The sequence below is a fragment of the Nocardioides sp. genome, from assembly GCF_024509035.1.
Lineage (GTDB): Bacteria > Actinomycetota > Actinomycetes > Propionibacteriales > Nocardioidaceae > Nocardioides.
Map to the genome: position 1 here is coordinate 1 of NZ_JANINT010000011.1, position 13,904 is coordinate 13,904.

Here is a 13,904-nt window from a genome sequence, read left to right on the forward strand (position 1 = left end):
ACCTCGAGGTGGTCGGCGAGGCGCACGACGGCGCCACCGCCGTCGCCGGCGCACGAGAGCTCACGCCCGACCTGGTCCTGATGGACCTCAACCTGCCCGACATGACCGGGGTCGACGCGACCGCGAGGATCCTGGCCGCCGCACCAGCGACGCGGGTCTTGATGATGACGATGAGCACGGACGACGACGCGGTCGTAGCCGCGATGCGGGCCGGTGCCCGCGGTTACGTCGTCAAGGGCGCGGGCCGCGTCGACCTGCTCCACGCGATCCGGACCGTCGCGAGCGGTGGCGCGGTGTTCAGCCCGGCCATCGCCGACCGGCTCGGCAGCTTCTTCACCGGCCTGGCCGTCGGCGGCTCCCGCGAGACATTCCCGCAGCTGACCAGCCGCGAGGTCGAGGTGCTCGACCTGATGGCCCGGGGCTTCGAGAACCGCAGGATCGCACGCGAGCTGTACCTGTCGGACAAGACCGTGCGCAACCACGTGTCGAACGTGCTCAACAAGCTGGCGGTGGCGGATCGCAGTGACGCGATCGCCCGGGCACGCGCTGCCGGCCTGGGCGGCTGACCGCCGCCGGTGGCTCAGCGCAGCGTGTCCGCGGACCCGATGCGCCACACGGCCAGTCCGCGCACGCCGTACTCGCGAGCCAGCTCCACGCGTCGCGCGTAGGAGCGGCCGTCGGACCACCACAGCACCGTGCCGTCGGAGAGCCGGGCGGTCCACTCCCCGAGGCGGGGGCGCCAGTGCGCCGTGGCGCCGTCGCGGTTCAGCATGCCGCGCACCATGCGCAGCGTGAGGCTGCGCCCGGTGCCGTGCTCGGGCCAGCTGTAGCCGTAGCCCGACACCCCCAGCAGCACCTGCTCGGCCGGCACGACCGACAGCAGCGCGTCCAGCGCGTCGCGCTGCCAGGGGAGGGGACCGATCGGGCCGGGCCCGGTCCAGGTCGGCCCGTGCATGTCGTAGGTCATCACCGCGATGACGTCGGCCGCTTCCGCCAGCTCCGCCAAGCGGTAGCCGCGCTGCCGGTAGGCCCGCACCGACGTCGCCGCACTGATGTCGATCGAGACGGTCCGCTCCTCCGGCATCCGGGCCTGGAGCTCTCGCACCAGCGCCACCAGCCCGTCGCCGTCGGTCTCGCGCACGCCCTCGAGGTCGACGTTGACGGAGTCCCAGCCCTGGTCGGCGACGTACGACGCCAGCCGGCGTGCGACCTTCGCGATGTGGTCAGGATCGGACAGCAACCGGTGGAGGGCCGCACGGTCGAAGGACTCCAGGCGGTTGCTGTAGTTGCTCAGCAGCAGCTCGCCCTCCAGACCGTGGCGGTGGGCAGCGCCCAGGAGTCGTCGGGCGTCGGCCGTCGGCTTCGAGACCCCGGCCCCGTCGGCGCGGATCGAGACCCCGGCGACGCTCAGCGCCGTCAGACCGTCGGCGTTGCGCGTGACGAGCCGGCTGGGGCTGCTCTGCAGGATCCAGCCCGTCACCTCCAGCCCGTCCGGCCGCGCCGCCTCCGCGGCGTGGGTGGGGACGAGCAGGACGAGTCCCAGGACAGCCGCCACCAGGCGTACCGAGCGCACCATGGCGCAAGCCTGCCAGCCCGACGTCGGTGCCGGTGGTCGAGCTCGTCGAGACTCCCGCAGGGAGTCGCACCTCAACCACCGGGATCGCGCCTCGACCGACGGGCGTGGCCTAGCGTGGGGGCGTGCACCGGTTCGCCAGCGTCCTGCTCGTGGACCCGCGGGGGTGGGTGCTGCTGCAGGAGCGCGACGAGCACGCGCTGATCGACCCGGAGCGGTGGGGGCTCCCGGGCGGGCACGTCGAGGTGGGCGAGCCGTTCGAGGACGCGGCGTACCGCGAGCTGGCCGAGGAGACCGGCATCCAGCTCGCCCGCGGCACCCTGTGCCGCTGGCGGCGGATCGAGGTGTTCCACGAGGCCTACGGCACCCTCGACGAGGTCGAGGTGTGGGTCGGCGCGACGAGCCTCAACGACGAGGACGTCGTGGTGGGCGAGGGCCGGCGGATCGTGTTCGTCGAGCCGGAGCGGGCACGGGGGCTCGCGCTCACCGCGGCGGCGGAGCGGATCGCGCCGGCGTTCCTCGAGTCCGACACCTACGCGGGCCTGGTGCTGGTGGCGCGCTCACTGCTCTGATGTCCTCCATGGACCTCACCGTGTTCCCCGTGCCCGCCGCCGGAGCCGAGGACGTCGTCGTCGGCGGACCGGGACCCGACGAGGGTGCGGTGTTCACCGGCACCGAGGACGGCAGCATCTTCCGCGTCTCCCACGACGGCCGCCGGATCGACCGGGTGGCCCACACCGGAGGGCGACCGCTCGGCCTCGAGCTCGACGCCGACGGCCGGCTGCTGGTGTGCGACGCCCGCCGGGGCGTCCTGCGCGTCGACCCGCGTGACGGGGGAGTGGAGACGGTCACCGACCGGCTCGACGGCGCGCCGATGATGTTCTGCAACAACGCGGCGGTCGCCACCGACGGGACGGTCTGGTTCACCGACTCCTCGCGCCGCTACGGCATCGACCAGTGGAAGGACGACTTCGTCCAGGACACGCGCACCGGCCGGCTCGCCCGCCTCGACACCGACGGGAGCGTCGAGGTGGTGATCGACGGACTCGCGTTCGCCAACGGCGTCGCACTCGCCGCCGACGAGTCGTACGTCGCCGTGGCGGAGACCGGGGCACGCACCGTGGTCCGGTGGTGGCTGACCGGGCCCCGGGCAGGCACCCGCGACCACCTCGCCCACGACCTGCCCGGATATCCCGACAACATCGCCCGCGGGAGCGACGGCCTGATCTGGGTCTCGATCGCCAGCCCCACCGACCCGGTCGTCGAGCGGCTCCAGCACGCGCCGATGCCGCTGCGTCGCGCCGTCACGAAGATCCCCGAGCGGCTGCAGCCCAAGCCCAAGCGGACCGTGCGCGCGCTCGCCTTCGACGACACCGGACGGCGCGTCCACGACGTCGACCTGCCCGGCACGGCCTACCACATGGTCACCGGCGTGCGGGAGCACGACGGCCGCCTCTGGCTGGGCAGCCTCCACGAGCCCGCGATCGCGGTCGTGGACCTCTAGCGACGTAGACTCGGCCGGTATGGGCCTTCTCGAGTCGATCACGTCCCCGCGTGACCTGCGGGGTCTCAGCGACGACCAGCTGGACCAGCTCGCGAGCGAGATCCGCGACGTGCTGATCCGCACCGTAGCCACCAACACCGGCCACCTCGGCCCCAACCTCGGCGTGGTCGAGCTGACGCTGGCGATCCACCGCGTCTTCGACTCACCGCGCGACCGCATCGTCTTCGACACCGGCCACCAGGCCTATGTGCACAAGCTGGTGACGGGCCGGGCCGCGACGTTCGGGACGCTGCGCCGCGAGGGCGGCATCAGCGGCTACCCGAGCCAGGCCGAGTCCGACCACGACATCGTCGAGAACTCCCACGCCTCGACCGCGCTGAGCTACGCCGACGGGCTGGCGAAGGCCTACACGATCCGCGGCGAGGACCGCCACGTCGTCGCGGTCATCGGCGACGGCGCGCTCACCGGCGGCATGGCCTGGGAGGCGCTCAACAACATCGCGATCGCCAAGCAGAGCCGCCTGGTGATGGTCGTCAACGACAACGGCCGCTCCTACACCCCGACGATCGGCGGCCTGGCCACCGCGCTCACGTCGCTGCGCACCAACCCGCGCTACGAGAACGTGCTCGACATGGTCAAGCGCCGGCTCAACGCGGTGCCCGGCGTCGGCCCGGCGGCGTACGACGCCCTCCACGCGATGAAGAAGGGTCTCAAGGACGCGCTCGCGCCGCAGGGTCTCTTCGAGGACCTGGGTCTGAAGTACGTCGGCCCCGTCGACGGGCACGACCGCGCCGCGATGGAGCAGGTGCTCGCGCAGGCCAAGAAGTTCAACGGGCCGGTGATCGTCCACGCGATCACCCGCAAGGGCTACGGCTACGACCCGGCCGAGCGCCACGAGGCCGACCAGTTCCACGCGCCGGGCCCGTTCGACGTGCAGACCGGTGCGGAGAAGCCGAAGGGCCGCATCTGGACCGACCACTTCTCCGACGCGATCGTCGAGGTCGGTCACCGTCGCCCCGACGTCGTCGGCATCACCGCGGCGATGATGCACCCGGTCGGGCTCGACGCGTTCCAGGCGCACTTCCCCGACCGCACCTTCGACGTCGGCATCGCCGAGCAGCACGCCGCGACCTCGGCGGCCGGGCTCGCGATGGGCGGCATGCACCCTGTCGTCGCGCTCTACGGCACATTCCTCAACCGGGCCTTCGACCAGGTCCTCATGGACGTCGCCCTGCACAAGTGCGGCGTCACGTTCGTGCTCGACCGCTCCGGCGTCACCGGCGACGACGGCGCCAGCCACAACGGCATGTGGGACATGTCGATCCTCCAGGTCGTCCCGGGTCTGCGCCTGGCCGCGCCGCGTGACGCCACCCGCCTCACCGAGCTCCTCGACGAGGCCGTCGCCGTCGACGACGCACCGACCGTGGTGCGCTTCCCGAAGGGTCCTCCGCCCGCCGACATCGAGGCGGTCGGCAAGGCCGGCGGGGCCGACGTCCTGGTCCGCAAGGGCACCAAGGACGTCCTCGTCGTGGCCGTCGGGGCGATGGCCACCACCGCCGTCGAGGTCGCGGACCGGCTGGTCGCCCAAGGCATCGGCGTGACCGTGGTCGACCCGCGATGGGTCAAGCCCGTCGACCCCGCGATCATCGAGCTGGCCCGCGAGCACCGGCTCGTGGTCAGCATCGAGGACAACGGCGAGACCGGCGGCTGCGGCGCCGTGCTGCTCCAGACCCTCAACGCCGCGGGCGTGCACACGCCGTTCCGGCTCCACGGCATCCCGCAGCAGTTCCTCGACCACGCCAAGCGGGCCGCGATCCTCGAGCGGATCGGCCTGACGCCCCAGGCGCTCGCGCTCGGCATTGTGGAGGACATCACCTCGCTGTCCGAGGGTCGTTCTCCCATCGATGTCGAGCAGACGACCTAGCCGCCTCCTGACGGCCGCCGCGCTGGTGGCGGCCGTGCTGGCGGGCTGCGCCGGCTGCACCGGGTCCGATGGCCAGCCGGACCCCTCGACCCGCCCGCCGCGCGACATCGTGCACGCGCTCGACCGGGCGCTCGACGCGCGGGCCCGCGTCGTACGCCGCGGCGACGCCGAGGCGTTCGACCGGTTGGTCGGCGGTGGGCGTGGCTTCCGAGCGCGTCAGGACACCTGGTTCGGCAACCTCGGGCAGCTGCCGATCGCGCGGCTGAGCTACCGTGCCGACCCCGCCAGCCTGGTCCGCGACGGCGACGCCTACCGGGTCACCGTCACCGAGTCGCTCCAGCTCGACGGGTACGACGCCGAGCCGGTCACCAGCCAGGGCCGCTACCGCTTCGCGCCCGCTCGGCGACACCCCGGCCGGTTCGTGCTGACCGCCGTCACCGAGGCCCACCCACAGCCCTGGGACACCGGTCCGATCGAGGTGCGTGAGGGCGACGGCGTGCTCGGCGTGTTCGACGCGGACAGCGTGGACCGGGCCTCGGAGCTGATCGCGTCGGTCGAGGACGGCATCGCCTCGGTCGCCGCCGAGGTGCCCTACGAATGGTCGCGCACGGTCGTCGTCTACGCGCTCACCGACGCGACGTTCCTCGAGAGCCTCGAGGACGTGCCCGGCGACGATCCCGGCGACCTCGACGCGGTCGCGTTCCCGGCGGGCACCGGCACCCGCTTCGTGCTCAACCCCCGGATGCTCGACCAGGCCGGGCGCGAGCGCGACCGGCTGGTGCGCCACGAGCTCACCCATGTGGCTGTGGGCACCCACGACGACCAGGCGCCGGTGTGGCTCTCCGAGGGGCTGGCCGAGTACGTCTCGGTGCGCCCGCTCGCCCCCGAGGACCGCCGCATCCCCGAGGCCGCGGTCGCCGCCGCCGAGGCCGGCGCGAGCGACCTGCCGGACGACGCGACGTTCAACGACGCCGACTCCGACGCCCACTACGGCCTGGCCTGGTGGGCGGTGGAGTACCTCGCCGACGCCTATGGCGAGGACGCGCCCTGGCAGCTGCTGGACGCGATGGCCGTCCCGGACGCAGACCCCGACACCGTGCTCCGCGACCAGTTCGCCACCAGCACCCACGAGCTGGCGAAGCAGGCCGACCGGCTGATCGTCTCGCTCTACGACGTCGCCGGCTGACCCCAAGTCACCCGGCCGCGACGGATCGTCGCTCGGACGCGCGCGAGGTCGGTGACCTCGTCCAGCCGGTCGAGCACCACCAGGTCGGCCGGCTCGCCGACCGCCACGGTGCCGCTGCCGGTCCCGAACGCCTCGGCCGGGTCGGTGGTGAGCATCGCCAGCACCTCGGCGACACCGAGGCCGCACCGGGCGAGCGCCGCGAGCTCCCCGTGGGTGTCGTGGTCGCGGAGGTAGCCGACGTCGGTGCCGAACAGCAACCGGCCACCCGCGTCGAGGAACACCCGGAGGGCCTCGTCGATCGGATCGAGGTACGCCGCGTCGCGGGTCACCGTCTGGGCGAACATGTCCAGGGTCGGCACCAGCCAGGTGCCGGCGGCGGCCGCCTTGCGCAACAGGTCGTGGGTGCCCTCGGTGGTGTCCGGGACGTGGGCGACGACGTCGACGCCCGCCTCGAGCGCCACCGCCAGGCCGGTCCGGTCGGAGGTGTGTGCGAACACGAGGGCGTCGTGGGCGTGAGCGACCGCGACGGCGGCGCGCGCCACGTCCAGGCGCATCGGCCTGACCCGGGTCGGCGCGACGTACGACCCGGTGAAGAGCTTGATCACCTCGGCGCCCTTGGCGAGCTGCCGCTCGGCGACCCGCCGTCCGCCGCGGGCCGTCGCAGGCGTCGGCACCGCCCAGCGCAGGTACCACGGCACCTCGTCCCGCACGTAGAACGGGATGCCGCGGAAGGGACGGATCGCCTCGGCCGCGGTCCGGATGCGCGGTCCGCGCAGCTCGCCGTCCTCGATCCGGCGGCGCAGCGCCAGCGTCTCGCTCGACCGCGAGGCCAGGTCGACGACCGAGGTGAAGCCGCGCCTGCCGAACAGGTCGTCCAGCCCCGCTTGGAGGTGCTCCGCGGGCCGATGTCCGGCCCCGGACCAGGTGGGCTCGGTCAGGTGCACGTGGCAGTTCCAGAAGCCGGCGGTGACCACGGCGCCGCCGACGTCGACCACCGTCGCGTCCGGGTCCGGTCGATCGGCGATCAGGCCGTCGCGGATCGCGACGCTGCCGGGCACGGGGTCGGCGCCGGGAGCCGAGACGACGGACGCGTTGACGAGGGTCAGGCCGGACACGGGGCGCACTCTGTCACGCCGGCGGCGGCTCCACCTCGTCGTCCTCGATCACGTGCACGGCGGCCTCCTCGGCCCCCGCGCCGGCGCCGTCGATGCCGACGTCCTCGGCCGCGAGCGCCGGCTCGGTGTCCTCGCGGACGCCTTCGTCGGGCGCCACGAGCCGGCCGGCCCGCTCGTCGCCCACCTCGGGACCGGAGCCGGTGCCGGCGGCGAGGTCCTCGAGGTCGCCGCGCTCGGCCTCGCGCTCGGCCTGCTCGTACGGGTCGGGCTCGGGGACCTCCTGGGCGACCCGCTGGTCGAGGGACTCGCCCAGGCTCTCCTCCAGCGGCGTGTTCCCCCAGCCCTGGGCGGCGGAGTACTTCTCCGGCGGGGAGTAGCCCTCGTCGAGGGGCTCGGTGAGCCCGCGCTCGTCGACCAGGCTGTCACCCGTGCTCTGCGGCTGGGTCTCGTCATCGACGCTGTAGCCGTGGTAGCTCTCGCCGTCCGTCGCAGGGTCGGAGCTGTCGTTGGTGACGTCGACGTCCGGGTCGGTGCCGATCTCGGTCGCGATGTCGGGGTCGTCGGTCATCGGGGTCTCCTCGGTCGGGTCGGACGGGCAGGAGGTCGAGGAGTACCCGCCGCGGCCCGTTCCACGCCGGCCCGGGAGATGGTTTCGGAGCCTCGACGAGCGGAAACGGTGGCCACATGAGTGTGATGCGCACGAAGTCGGTGGAGCAGTCGATCGTGGACACCGACGACCCGGACCACAAGCTCCGCAAGGAGCTCGGCGCGCTCGACCTGACGGTGTTCGGCGTGGGCGTGACGATCGGCGCCGGCATCTTCGTGCTCACCGGCACGGTCGCGGCGTCCAACTCCGGTCCGGCTCTCGCCCTCAGCTTCCTCATCGCGGCGGTGGCGTGCGCCTTCGCGGCGCTGTGCTACGCGGAGTTCGCCTCGACCGTCCCGGTCGCGGGCTCGGCGTACACGTTCTCCTACGCGACGCTGGGCGAGCTCATCGCCTGGATCATCGGGTGGGACCTGATCCTCGAGTTCACGATCGGCGCGGCCGCGCTGTCGGTGAGCTTCTCCGGCTATCTGCAGGAGCTGCTGTCCGGCACGCCGTTCGAGGTGCCGACCCAGATCTCCTCGGCCGCCGACGGCTTCATCGACCTGCCCGCGGTCGTGATCGCGCTGCTGGTGATGCTGCTCCTGATCCGCGGCACCAAGCTCTCGAGCCGGGTCAACCAGGTCGTGGTCGCCATCAAGCTCGCGGTGGTGGCGGCGGTGATCGTGGTCGGCATCGTCTACGTGACCCCGTCGAACTGGACGCCGTTCATCCCCGACTCGCAGCCGGTGGGTGACTCCGAGGGTGGATTCCGGCAGCTGCCGCTGATCACCTCGCTGCTCGGCATCGAGCCTGCCGTGTTCGGCATCGGTGGCGTCATCGCGGGCGCGGCGATCGTGTTCTTCGCCTTCATCGGCTTCGACGTCGTCGCGACGACGGCCGAGGAGGCCCGCAACCCGCAGCGCGACATCCCGATCGGCATCCTCGGCTCCCTGGCCATCGTCACCGTCCTCTACATGGCGGTCAGCCTGATCGTGACCGGGGTGCAGAGCTACAAGGAGATCGACCCCGACGACGCTGCGCCGCTGGCGACGGCGTTCTCGGCCGCAGGCGTGGGGTGGATCGGCGACGTGATCTCGGTCGGCGCGTGCATCGGCCTGGTCGTGGTCGTGATGATCCTGATGCTCGGCCAGTGCCGCGTGGCGTTCGCCATGGGGCGCGACGGGCTGCTGCCGCGCTCGATCGCGCGGGTGCACCCGACCTTCGGCACGCCGTACCGCATCACGCTCATCACGGGGTTCGTGGTGGCGGCCATCGCCGGCTTCGTCGACCTCAGCACGCTCGCCGACCTGGTCAACATCGGCACGCTGTTCGCGTTCATCCTCGTGAGCATCGGCGTGGTGGTGCTGCGTCGCACGCGGCCCGACCTCCCGCGCTCGTTCCGCACCCCGGCCGCCCCGGTGGTCGCCACGCTGTCCGTGCTGATGTGCCTCTACCTGATGCTCAACCTCAAGGGCGAGACCTGGGAGCGGTTCCTGATCTGGATGGCGATCGGCTTCCTCGTCTACTTCTTCTACGGCCGCACCCACAGCCGGGTCGGCCGGCGCGAGCGGGGCGAGGAGCCGGGGTCGGTGCGGTCGGTCGAGGTCGGCCGCGCCGACCCCGACCGGCGCTGACCGGGCAGGGCGTTCAGCCCTCCTTGCGGGCCACGATCTGCCCGAGGACGCCGTAACCGACGCAGAGGTGCACGAACGAGACGACGCCGGCGACGGTGCCGCCGAAGATCCCGAACGTCGGGACGACGATGGGGCCCCAGCTCTCGGCGACCAGCGGCCAGAAGCGCGCCTTGCCCCGCCAGCGCCCCGCGACGGCGACGCGGATGCCGATCAGGAACATGCCGAGCATCGACAGCGGCCAGCACAGGTCGAGCAGGATCCACCCGACCCGGTCGAGGTCGCTGACGCCGGTGCCGTCGGCGATCGTCGAGCCGATCGCGAGCAGCAGGATGCCCACCTCGAGCCGGATGGCCGATCGCGCGATCCGGCCCGCGCCGAGCGCGTTGGTCGCGAAGAGCACCGAGAGCAGGCCCAGCAGCCCGAGCTGGAAGGTGCCGGAGGTGATCGAGGACAGGGCCTCCTCGAACGACCCGGACGGGTCGGTCCCGAAGATCAGCGAGTCGAGGCCCCAGGCGACCGCGCCGGCGGTGAGCAGCATGCCGCGCGCCTTGAAGGGCCGGGTCGGGGCGGTGCTCCCGCCGGGCATCCGGCGTACGTCGGAGCGCGCTGGGGCGGGGGTCTGTTCGATGGTCATGGGGTTCTCCTGAGGTGGGGGCGGCCTCGGTGCCGCCTGTGCTCCGACTCTGCGAGGGCCGGCGACCCGCGCGGCAGGGAGCGGCGTCCCGCGGAGAGTCCCCTCCTCGTGTCCCGCCGTCCCGGGACGCCGAACCCGGGACGACGGGACGCCGCCGCCCCGATACTGGGCCGCGTGACCGCCACCCCCACACCCGCGCGCACCGCCGGCAGGGCGCCGGCCCTCGCCGTCTCGGCGGCGGCGCTGGCGATGGTCGCGGCGTGTCTCTGGCTCGACCTGCTCAACGACCCCGCGGACCGGGCTCGCGCGACGATGGGGTGGGGCTCGTTCTCGAGCGGCGTGGGTGCGCTCGCCGTCGGTACGGCGGTGCCGGTGCTGTGGCGGCACCCTCGCCACCCGGTCGCCTGGGTGATCGCGCTGACCGGGCTGCTGTGGGGCGTCGACGGCCTGGGCGAGTCGTACACCGCGTTCGGCATGGCCCACACGCCGTACCTCCCCCTGAGCGGGGTGGCGCTGTGGGTCGTCGCCCAGCTGGGGGCGTTCCTGCTCGTCGGCGTGCCGACGGTCCTCGTGCTCTACCCGACCGGGCGCCTGGTGCCGGGGTGGTGGGGCCGGGTCGGTGCGCTGACGATCGCGATGTCGTGCGTGCTGCCGGTGCTGCTGCTGTTCGCGCCGGTGTCGGTCATCGGCAGCGACGACCCGCTGCCGATGGACACCGGGATGCCCGAGCTCCCCGTGCCCGGCGACGTCTACTCCACGCTGCTCACCGTCGGACGCGTCGTCACGATGCTGTCCTTGCCGCTCGCGGTCACGGTCGTCTTCGCGCGCCAGCGCCGGGCGAGCGGACGCGAGCGGGTCCAGCTGCGCTGGCTGCTGTGGGCGGCGATCACCTGCCTGGCGGTCTTCGGCTTCGCCCTGACGCTGCGCAACGGGTGGGTGGTGACGATCGCGCTCGTCGTGGCTCTGGCGGTCACCGGTGTCTCGATCGGGATCGGCATCCTCGACCCCGAGATCGGCGACGTCGACGCGCTGGTCGGCGGCACGGTGGTGTGGGCCTCGGTCGCGGCGATCGTGGTCGCCCTCGACCTCGTGCTCGCGGCGGTGCTCGACACGGTGCTGGGCGAGCGGCTCGACCAGCGCGACGTCACGCTGGTCGTCCTGCTGGTCGCGGTCACGATCTACGGTCCGCTGCGCGGCTGGGTCAGCGCCGCCGTACGCCGGGCGCTGGTCGGGCGCCGGGGCGACCGCTACGCGGTGGTCGCCGAGCTCGCGGCCCGCCTCGAGGAGCACCCCGACGTCCGCGCGCAGCTGCCGGCGCTGGCCGCGGAGGTGGCCTCGGCGTTCAAGCTGGGCTTCGTCCGCGTCGAGGTGATCGGTCACGGTGGCGGCGCTGTGTCCGCCACCCACGGCACCCGCCCGGCCGAGACCCGCGAGGTGCCGATCCGGTACGGCGGCGACGAGGTCGGCCGGCTCGAGCTGCCCGCCCGCGGGGTCCGCTCGATGCTCTCCAAGCGCGACCAGGCGCTGCTGTTCGACGTGGTGCGACAGGCGGCGATCGCGGTGCGCAGCGGACGGTTGGCCGACGACCTGCAGCGATCGCGCGAGCATCTGGTGCTCGCCCGCGAGGACGACCGGCGCCGGATCCGCCGCGACCTCCACGACGGGCTCGGGCCGGTGCTCGGCGGCGTCGCGATGCGGCTCGACGCGGCCGGCAACGCGCTCGCCGCCGACCCCGACAACGCCCGCCGACTGATCGCCCAGTCGCGCCAGGACATCACCGAGGCCCTGGCCGACGTACGCCGCCTCGTGCACGGCCTGCGCCCGCCCGCCCTGGACGACCTCGGGCTGCTCGCCGCGCTGCACCAGCAGGCCGAGCGGCTCGGCACCGCCGAGCTCTGTGTCGACGTCGACGCCACCGACCTCCCACCGCTGTCGGCCGCCGTCGAGGTCGCGGCGTACCGCATCGCCTCGGAGGCGCTCGCCAACACCGCCCGCCACGCGCGCGCCCGCCGCGCGACCGTGCGCCTGGTCGGCGAGGGTCAGTCGCTGCTCGTGGAGGTCGCCGACGACGGCGCCGGCATCGACCCGGACGTGGTGGCCGGGGTCGGCCTGCGCTCGATCCGAGAGCGCGCCGAGGAGCTGGGCGGCCGCACCGAGATCACCTGTCCGCCGGCCGGCGGCACCCGGGTGCGCGCCTGGCTGCCGATGTCCGTCCCCGTCCTCGAGGAGGCTCGATGAGCACCCCGGTCCGTGTGCTGATCGCCGACGACCACCCGATCTTCCGCGACGGCCTCGCCTCGTTGCTCGAGACCCAGCCGGGCGTCGAGGTCGTCGGCACCGCCGGCGACGGTCTCGAGGCGGTCGCCCTGGCCACGACGCTGGTGCCGGACGTGGTGGTGATGGACCTGCAGATGCCGCAGCTCAACGGCATCGACGCGACCCGCCGGATCACCGAGACGCTTCCCGACGTCCGGGTGCTGGTGTTCACGATGGGGGAGGAGGACGGCACCGTGCTCGCCGCGATGCGCGCCGGCGCCCGCGGCTACCTCGTCAAGGGCGCCAGCCAGGACGAGGTCGCCCGCGCGATCTCGACCGTGCAGGCGGGCGGCCTGGTCTTCGGGGCGTCCCTGGCCCTGCGTATCGCCGACCTGCTCTCCGGGGCCGCGGCGCCCGATCGCTCCGCCTTCCCGCAGCTGACCGAGCGCGAGCTGGAGATCCTCGACCTGATCGCGGCCGGCAAGAACAACGCGCAGATCGCCTCCGCGCTCTACCTGGCGCCCAAGACCGTGCGCAACAACGTCTCCACGATCCTGGCCAAGCTGCAGGCCACGGACCGCGCCGAGGCGATCATCCGGGCCCGGGACGCGGGGCTGGGCGGCGCCTGACCCGCCCCTGTCCCGAGCCGGCGTTCGAGTCCGGCCTGGATGGGTACGACAGCCCCGTGGAACCTCGATGGCAGAGCGGACCCGCCAGCATCACGCTGGTCAGGCACGGCGAGAGCGTCGGCAACCTCGCGGACACGACGGCCCGCGAGGCGGGCGCCGAGCGCCTCGACCTCGACGCCCGGGACGCCGACGTGCAGCTCTCCGACACCGGTGTCGAGCAGGCCCAGGCGGTGGGGCGCTGGGTCACCGACGCCCCCGAGGAGTGGCGTCCCACGCTGGTGCTGACCTCGCCGTACCGGCGCGCCGCCGACACCGCACGCCACGCGACCGAGCCGCTCGAGCTCGCGGCGGCGTACGACGAGCGCCTGCGCGAGCGCGACCTCGGCGTCTTCGACGGGCTGACCGGCCGGGGCATCCGCGCGCGCTACCCCGAGGAGGCCGAGCGGCGCTCGCGGCTCGGCAAGTTCTACTACCAGCCGCCGAGCGGGGAGAGCTGGGCCGACGTGGCGCTGCGCGTGCGCAGCCTCCTGACCGACCTGCGGCACGGCTACGACGGCGAGCGGCTGTGGGTGTTCACCCACCAGGCCGTGATCATGGCGTTCCGCTACGTCCTCGAGGGCATCGACGAGCCCCGGCTGCTCGAGATCGACCGGCAGGTGCAGATCCCCAACGCCTCGTTCACCCGGTTCGTGCGGGCGGGGGAGCGGTTCGAGCTCGAGACGTTCGCCGACACCCGTGCCGTGGACGCCCACGGCGCCGAGGTCACCCACGAGGAGAGTCGAGTGAGCCATGGGTCCTGAGGTCGTCACCCCTGCGCTGCTGCGGCGCTGGCCGCTGCCGTCGCCGGGCGCAGGCAAGGACGC

The 13,904-nt window shown here is 73.3% G+C and carries 13 protein-coding genes; 9 read left to right on the plus strand and 4 right to left on the minus strand.

Annotated elements, in window-relative coordinates; all coding sequences use genetic code 11:
* Nucleotides 1-566, plus strand: a 566-nt coding sequence (locus Q0L15_RS01210; protein ID WP_296601668.1) for a response regulator transcription factor, incomplete at its 5' end; no start/stop codon positions are given.
* Nucleotides 567-580: 14 nt separating this feature from the next.
* Here the strand turns inward: Q0L15_RS01210 and Q0L15_RS01215 are convergent.
* Nucleotides 581-1,576, minus strand: coding sequence for a glycosyl hydrolase family 18 protein (locus Q0L15_RS01215; protein ID WP_296601669.1), 996 nt, complete (start codon nucleotides 1,574-1,576; stop codon nucleotides 581-583).
* Between the two features lie 122 nt (nucleotides 1,577-1,698).
* Between Q0L15_RS01215 and Q0L15_RS01220 the strand changes: the two genes are divergently transcribed.
* From Q0L15_RS01220 to Q0L15_RS01235, 4 genes are read left to right on the plus strand one after another with little or no spacing between them, the layout of a single operon-like run.
* Nucleotides 1,699-2,145 carry an NUDIX domain-containing protein gene (locus Q0L15_RS01220; RefSeq protein WP_296601670.1) on the plus strand — a complete coding sequence of 149 codons (447 nt, stop codon included), beginning with the start codon at nucleotides 1,699-1,701 and terminating at the stop codon, nucleotides 2,143-2,145.
* A gap of 8 nt (nucleotides 2,146-2,153) precedes the next feature.
* The gene (locus tag Q0L15_RS01225; RefSeq protein ID WP_296601671.1) at nucleotides 2,154-3,077 is read left to right on the plus strand and encodes an SMP-30/gluconolactonase/LRE family protein; all 924 of its coding nucleotides are present in this window, start codon (nucleotides 2,154-2,156) and stop codon (nucleotides 3,075-3,077) included.
* 19 nt (nucleotides 3,078-3,096) lie between these two features.
* Nucleotides 3,097-5,001, plus strand: coding sequence for a 1-deoxy-D-xylulose-5-phosphate synthase (gene dxs, locus Q0L15_RS01230; protein ID WP_296601672.1), 1,905 nt, complete (start codon nucleotides 3,097-3,099; stop codon nucleotides 4,999-5,001).
* Entirely contained in the window at nucleotides 4,982-6,187 is a 1,206-nt protein-coding gene (locus tag Q0L15_RS01235) for a hypothetical protein (RefSeq protein WP_296601673.1), read from the plus strand. Before dxs ends, Q0L15_RS01235 begins: the two co-directional genes overlap by 20 nt.
* Here Q0L15_RS01235 and Q0L15_RS01240 read toward each other — a convergent pair.
* Both Q0L15_RS01240 and Q0L15_RS01245 read right to left on the minus strand, forming a co-directional pair.
* The gene (locus Q0L15_RS01240) at nucleotides 6,169-7,302 is read right to left on the minus strand and encodes an amidohydrolase family protein (protein WP_296601674.1); all 1,134 of its coding nucleotides are present in this window, start codon (nucleotides 7,300-7,302) and stop codon (nucleotides 6,169-6,171) included. The genes Q0L15_RS01235 and Q0L15_RS01240 overlap by 19 nt on opposite strands.
* A gap of 13 nt (nucleotides 7,303-7,315) precedes the next feature.
* A complete protein-coding gene (locus Q0L15_RS01245) occupies nucleotides 7,316-7,870 on the minus strand; it encodes a DUF5709 domain-containing protein (protein ID WP_296601675.1) in 555 nt (184 codons plus the stop codon).
* Between the two features lie 116 nt (nucleotides 7,871-7,986).
* Here Q0L15_RS01245 and Q0L15_RS01250 point away from each other — a divergent pair, with 116 nt between their 5' ends.
* Nucleotides 7,987-9,522: an amino acid permease gene (locus tag Q0L15_RS01250; protein ID WP_296601676.1), complete on the plus strand. Its 1,536-nt coding sequence runs from the start codon at nucleotides 7,987-7,989 to the stop codon at nucleotides 9,520-9,522.
* Nucleotides 9,523-9,535: 13 nt separating this feature from the next.
* Here Q0L15_RS01250 and Q0L15_RS01255 read toward each other — a convergent pair whose 3' ends face one another.
* Nucleotides 9,536-10,156: a hypothetical protein gene (locus Q0L15_RS01255; protein ID WP_296601677.1), complete on the minus strand. Its 621-nt coding sequence runs from the start codon at nucleotides 10,154-10,156 to the stop codon at nucleotides 9,536-9,538.
* A 174-nt stretch (nucleotides 10,157-10,330) separates the two neighbouring features.
* On the opposite strand from Q0L15_RS01255, the gene Q0L15_RS01260 reads away from it, so the two are divergent.
* Genes Q0L15_RS01260 through Q0L15_RS01270 form a run of 3 tightly spaced genes read left to right on the plus strand, consistent with a single transcriptional unit; the run spans nucleotide 10,331 to nucleotide 13,841 of the window.
* On the plus strand, nucleotides 10,331-12,394 hold the full coding sequence (locus Q0L15_RS01260; RefSeq protein ID WP_296601678.1) for a GAF domain-containing sensor histidine kinase: 2,064 nt from the start codon (nucleotides 10,331-10,333) through the stop codon (nucleotides 12,392-12,394).
* Nucleotides 12,391-13,041 (plus strand): response regulator transcription factor, encoded by a 651-nt coding sequence (locus Q0L15_RS01265; RefSeq protein WP_296601679.1) that lies wholly within the window; start codon nucleotides 12,391-12,393, stop codon nucleotides 13,039-13,041. The genes Q0L15_RS01260 and Q0L15_RS01265 overlap by 4 nt, the downstream gene beginning before the upstream one ends.
* A gap of 56 nt (nucleotides 13,042-13,097) precedes the next feature.
* Nucleotides 13,098-13,841, plus strand: a complete 744-nt coding sequence (locus Q0L15_RS01270; RefSeq protein ID WP_296601680.1) for a histidine phosphatase family protein — start codon at nucleotides 13,098-13,100, stop codon at nucleotides 13,839-13,841.
* Nucleotides 13,842-13,904: the final 63 nt, after the last annotated feature.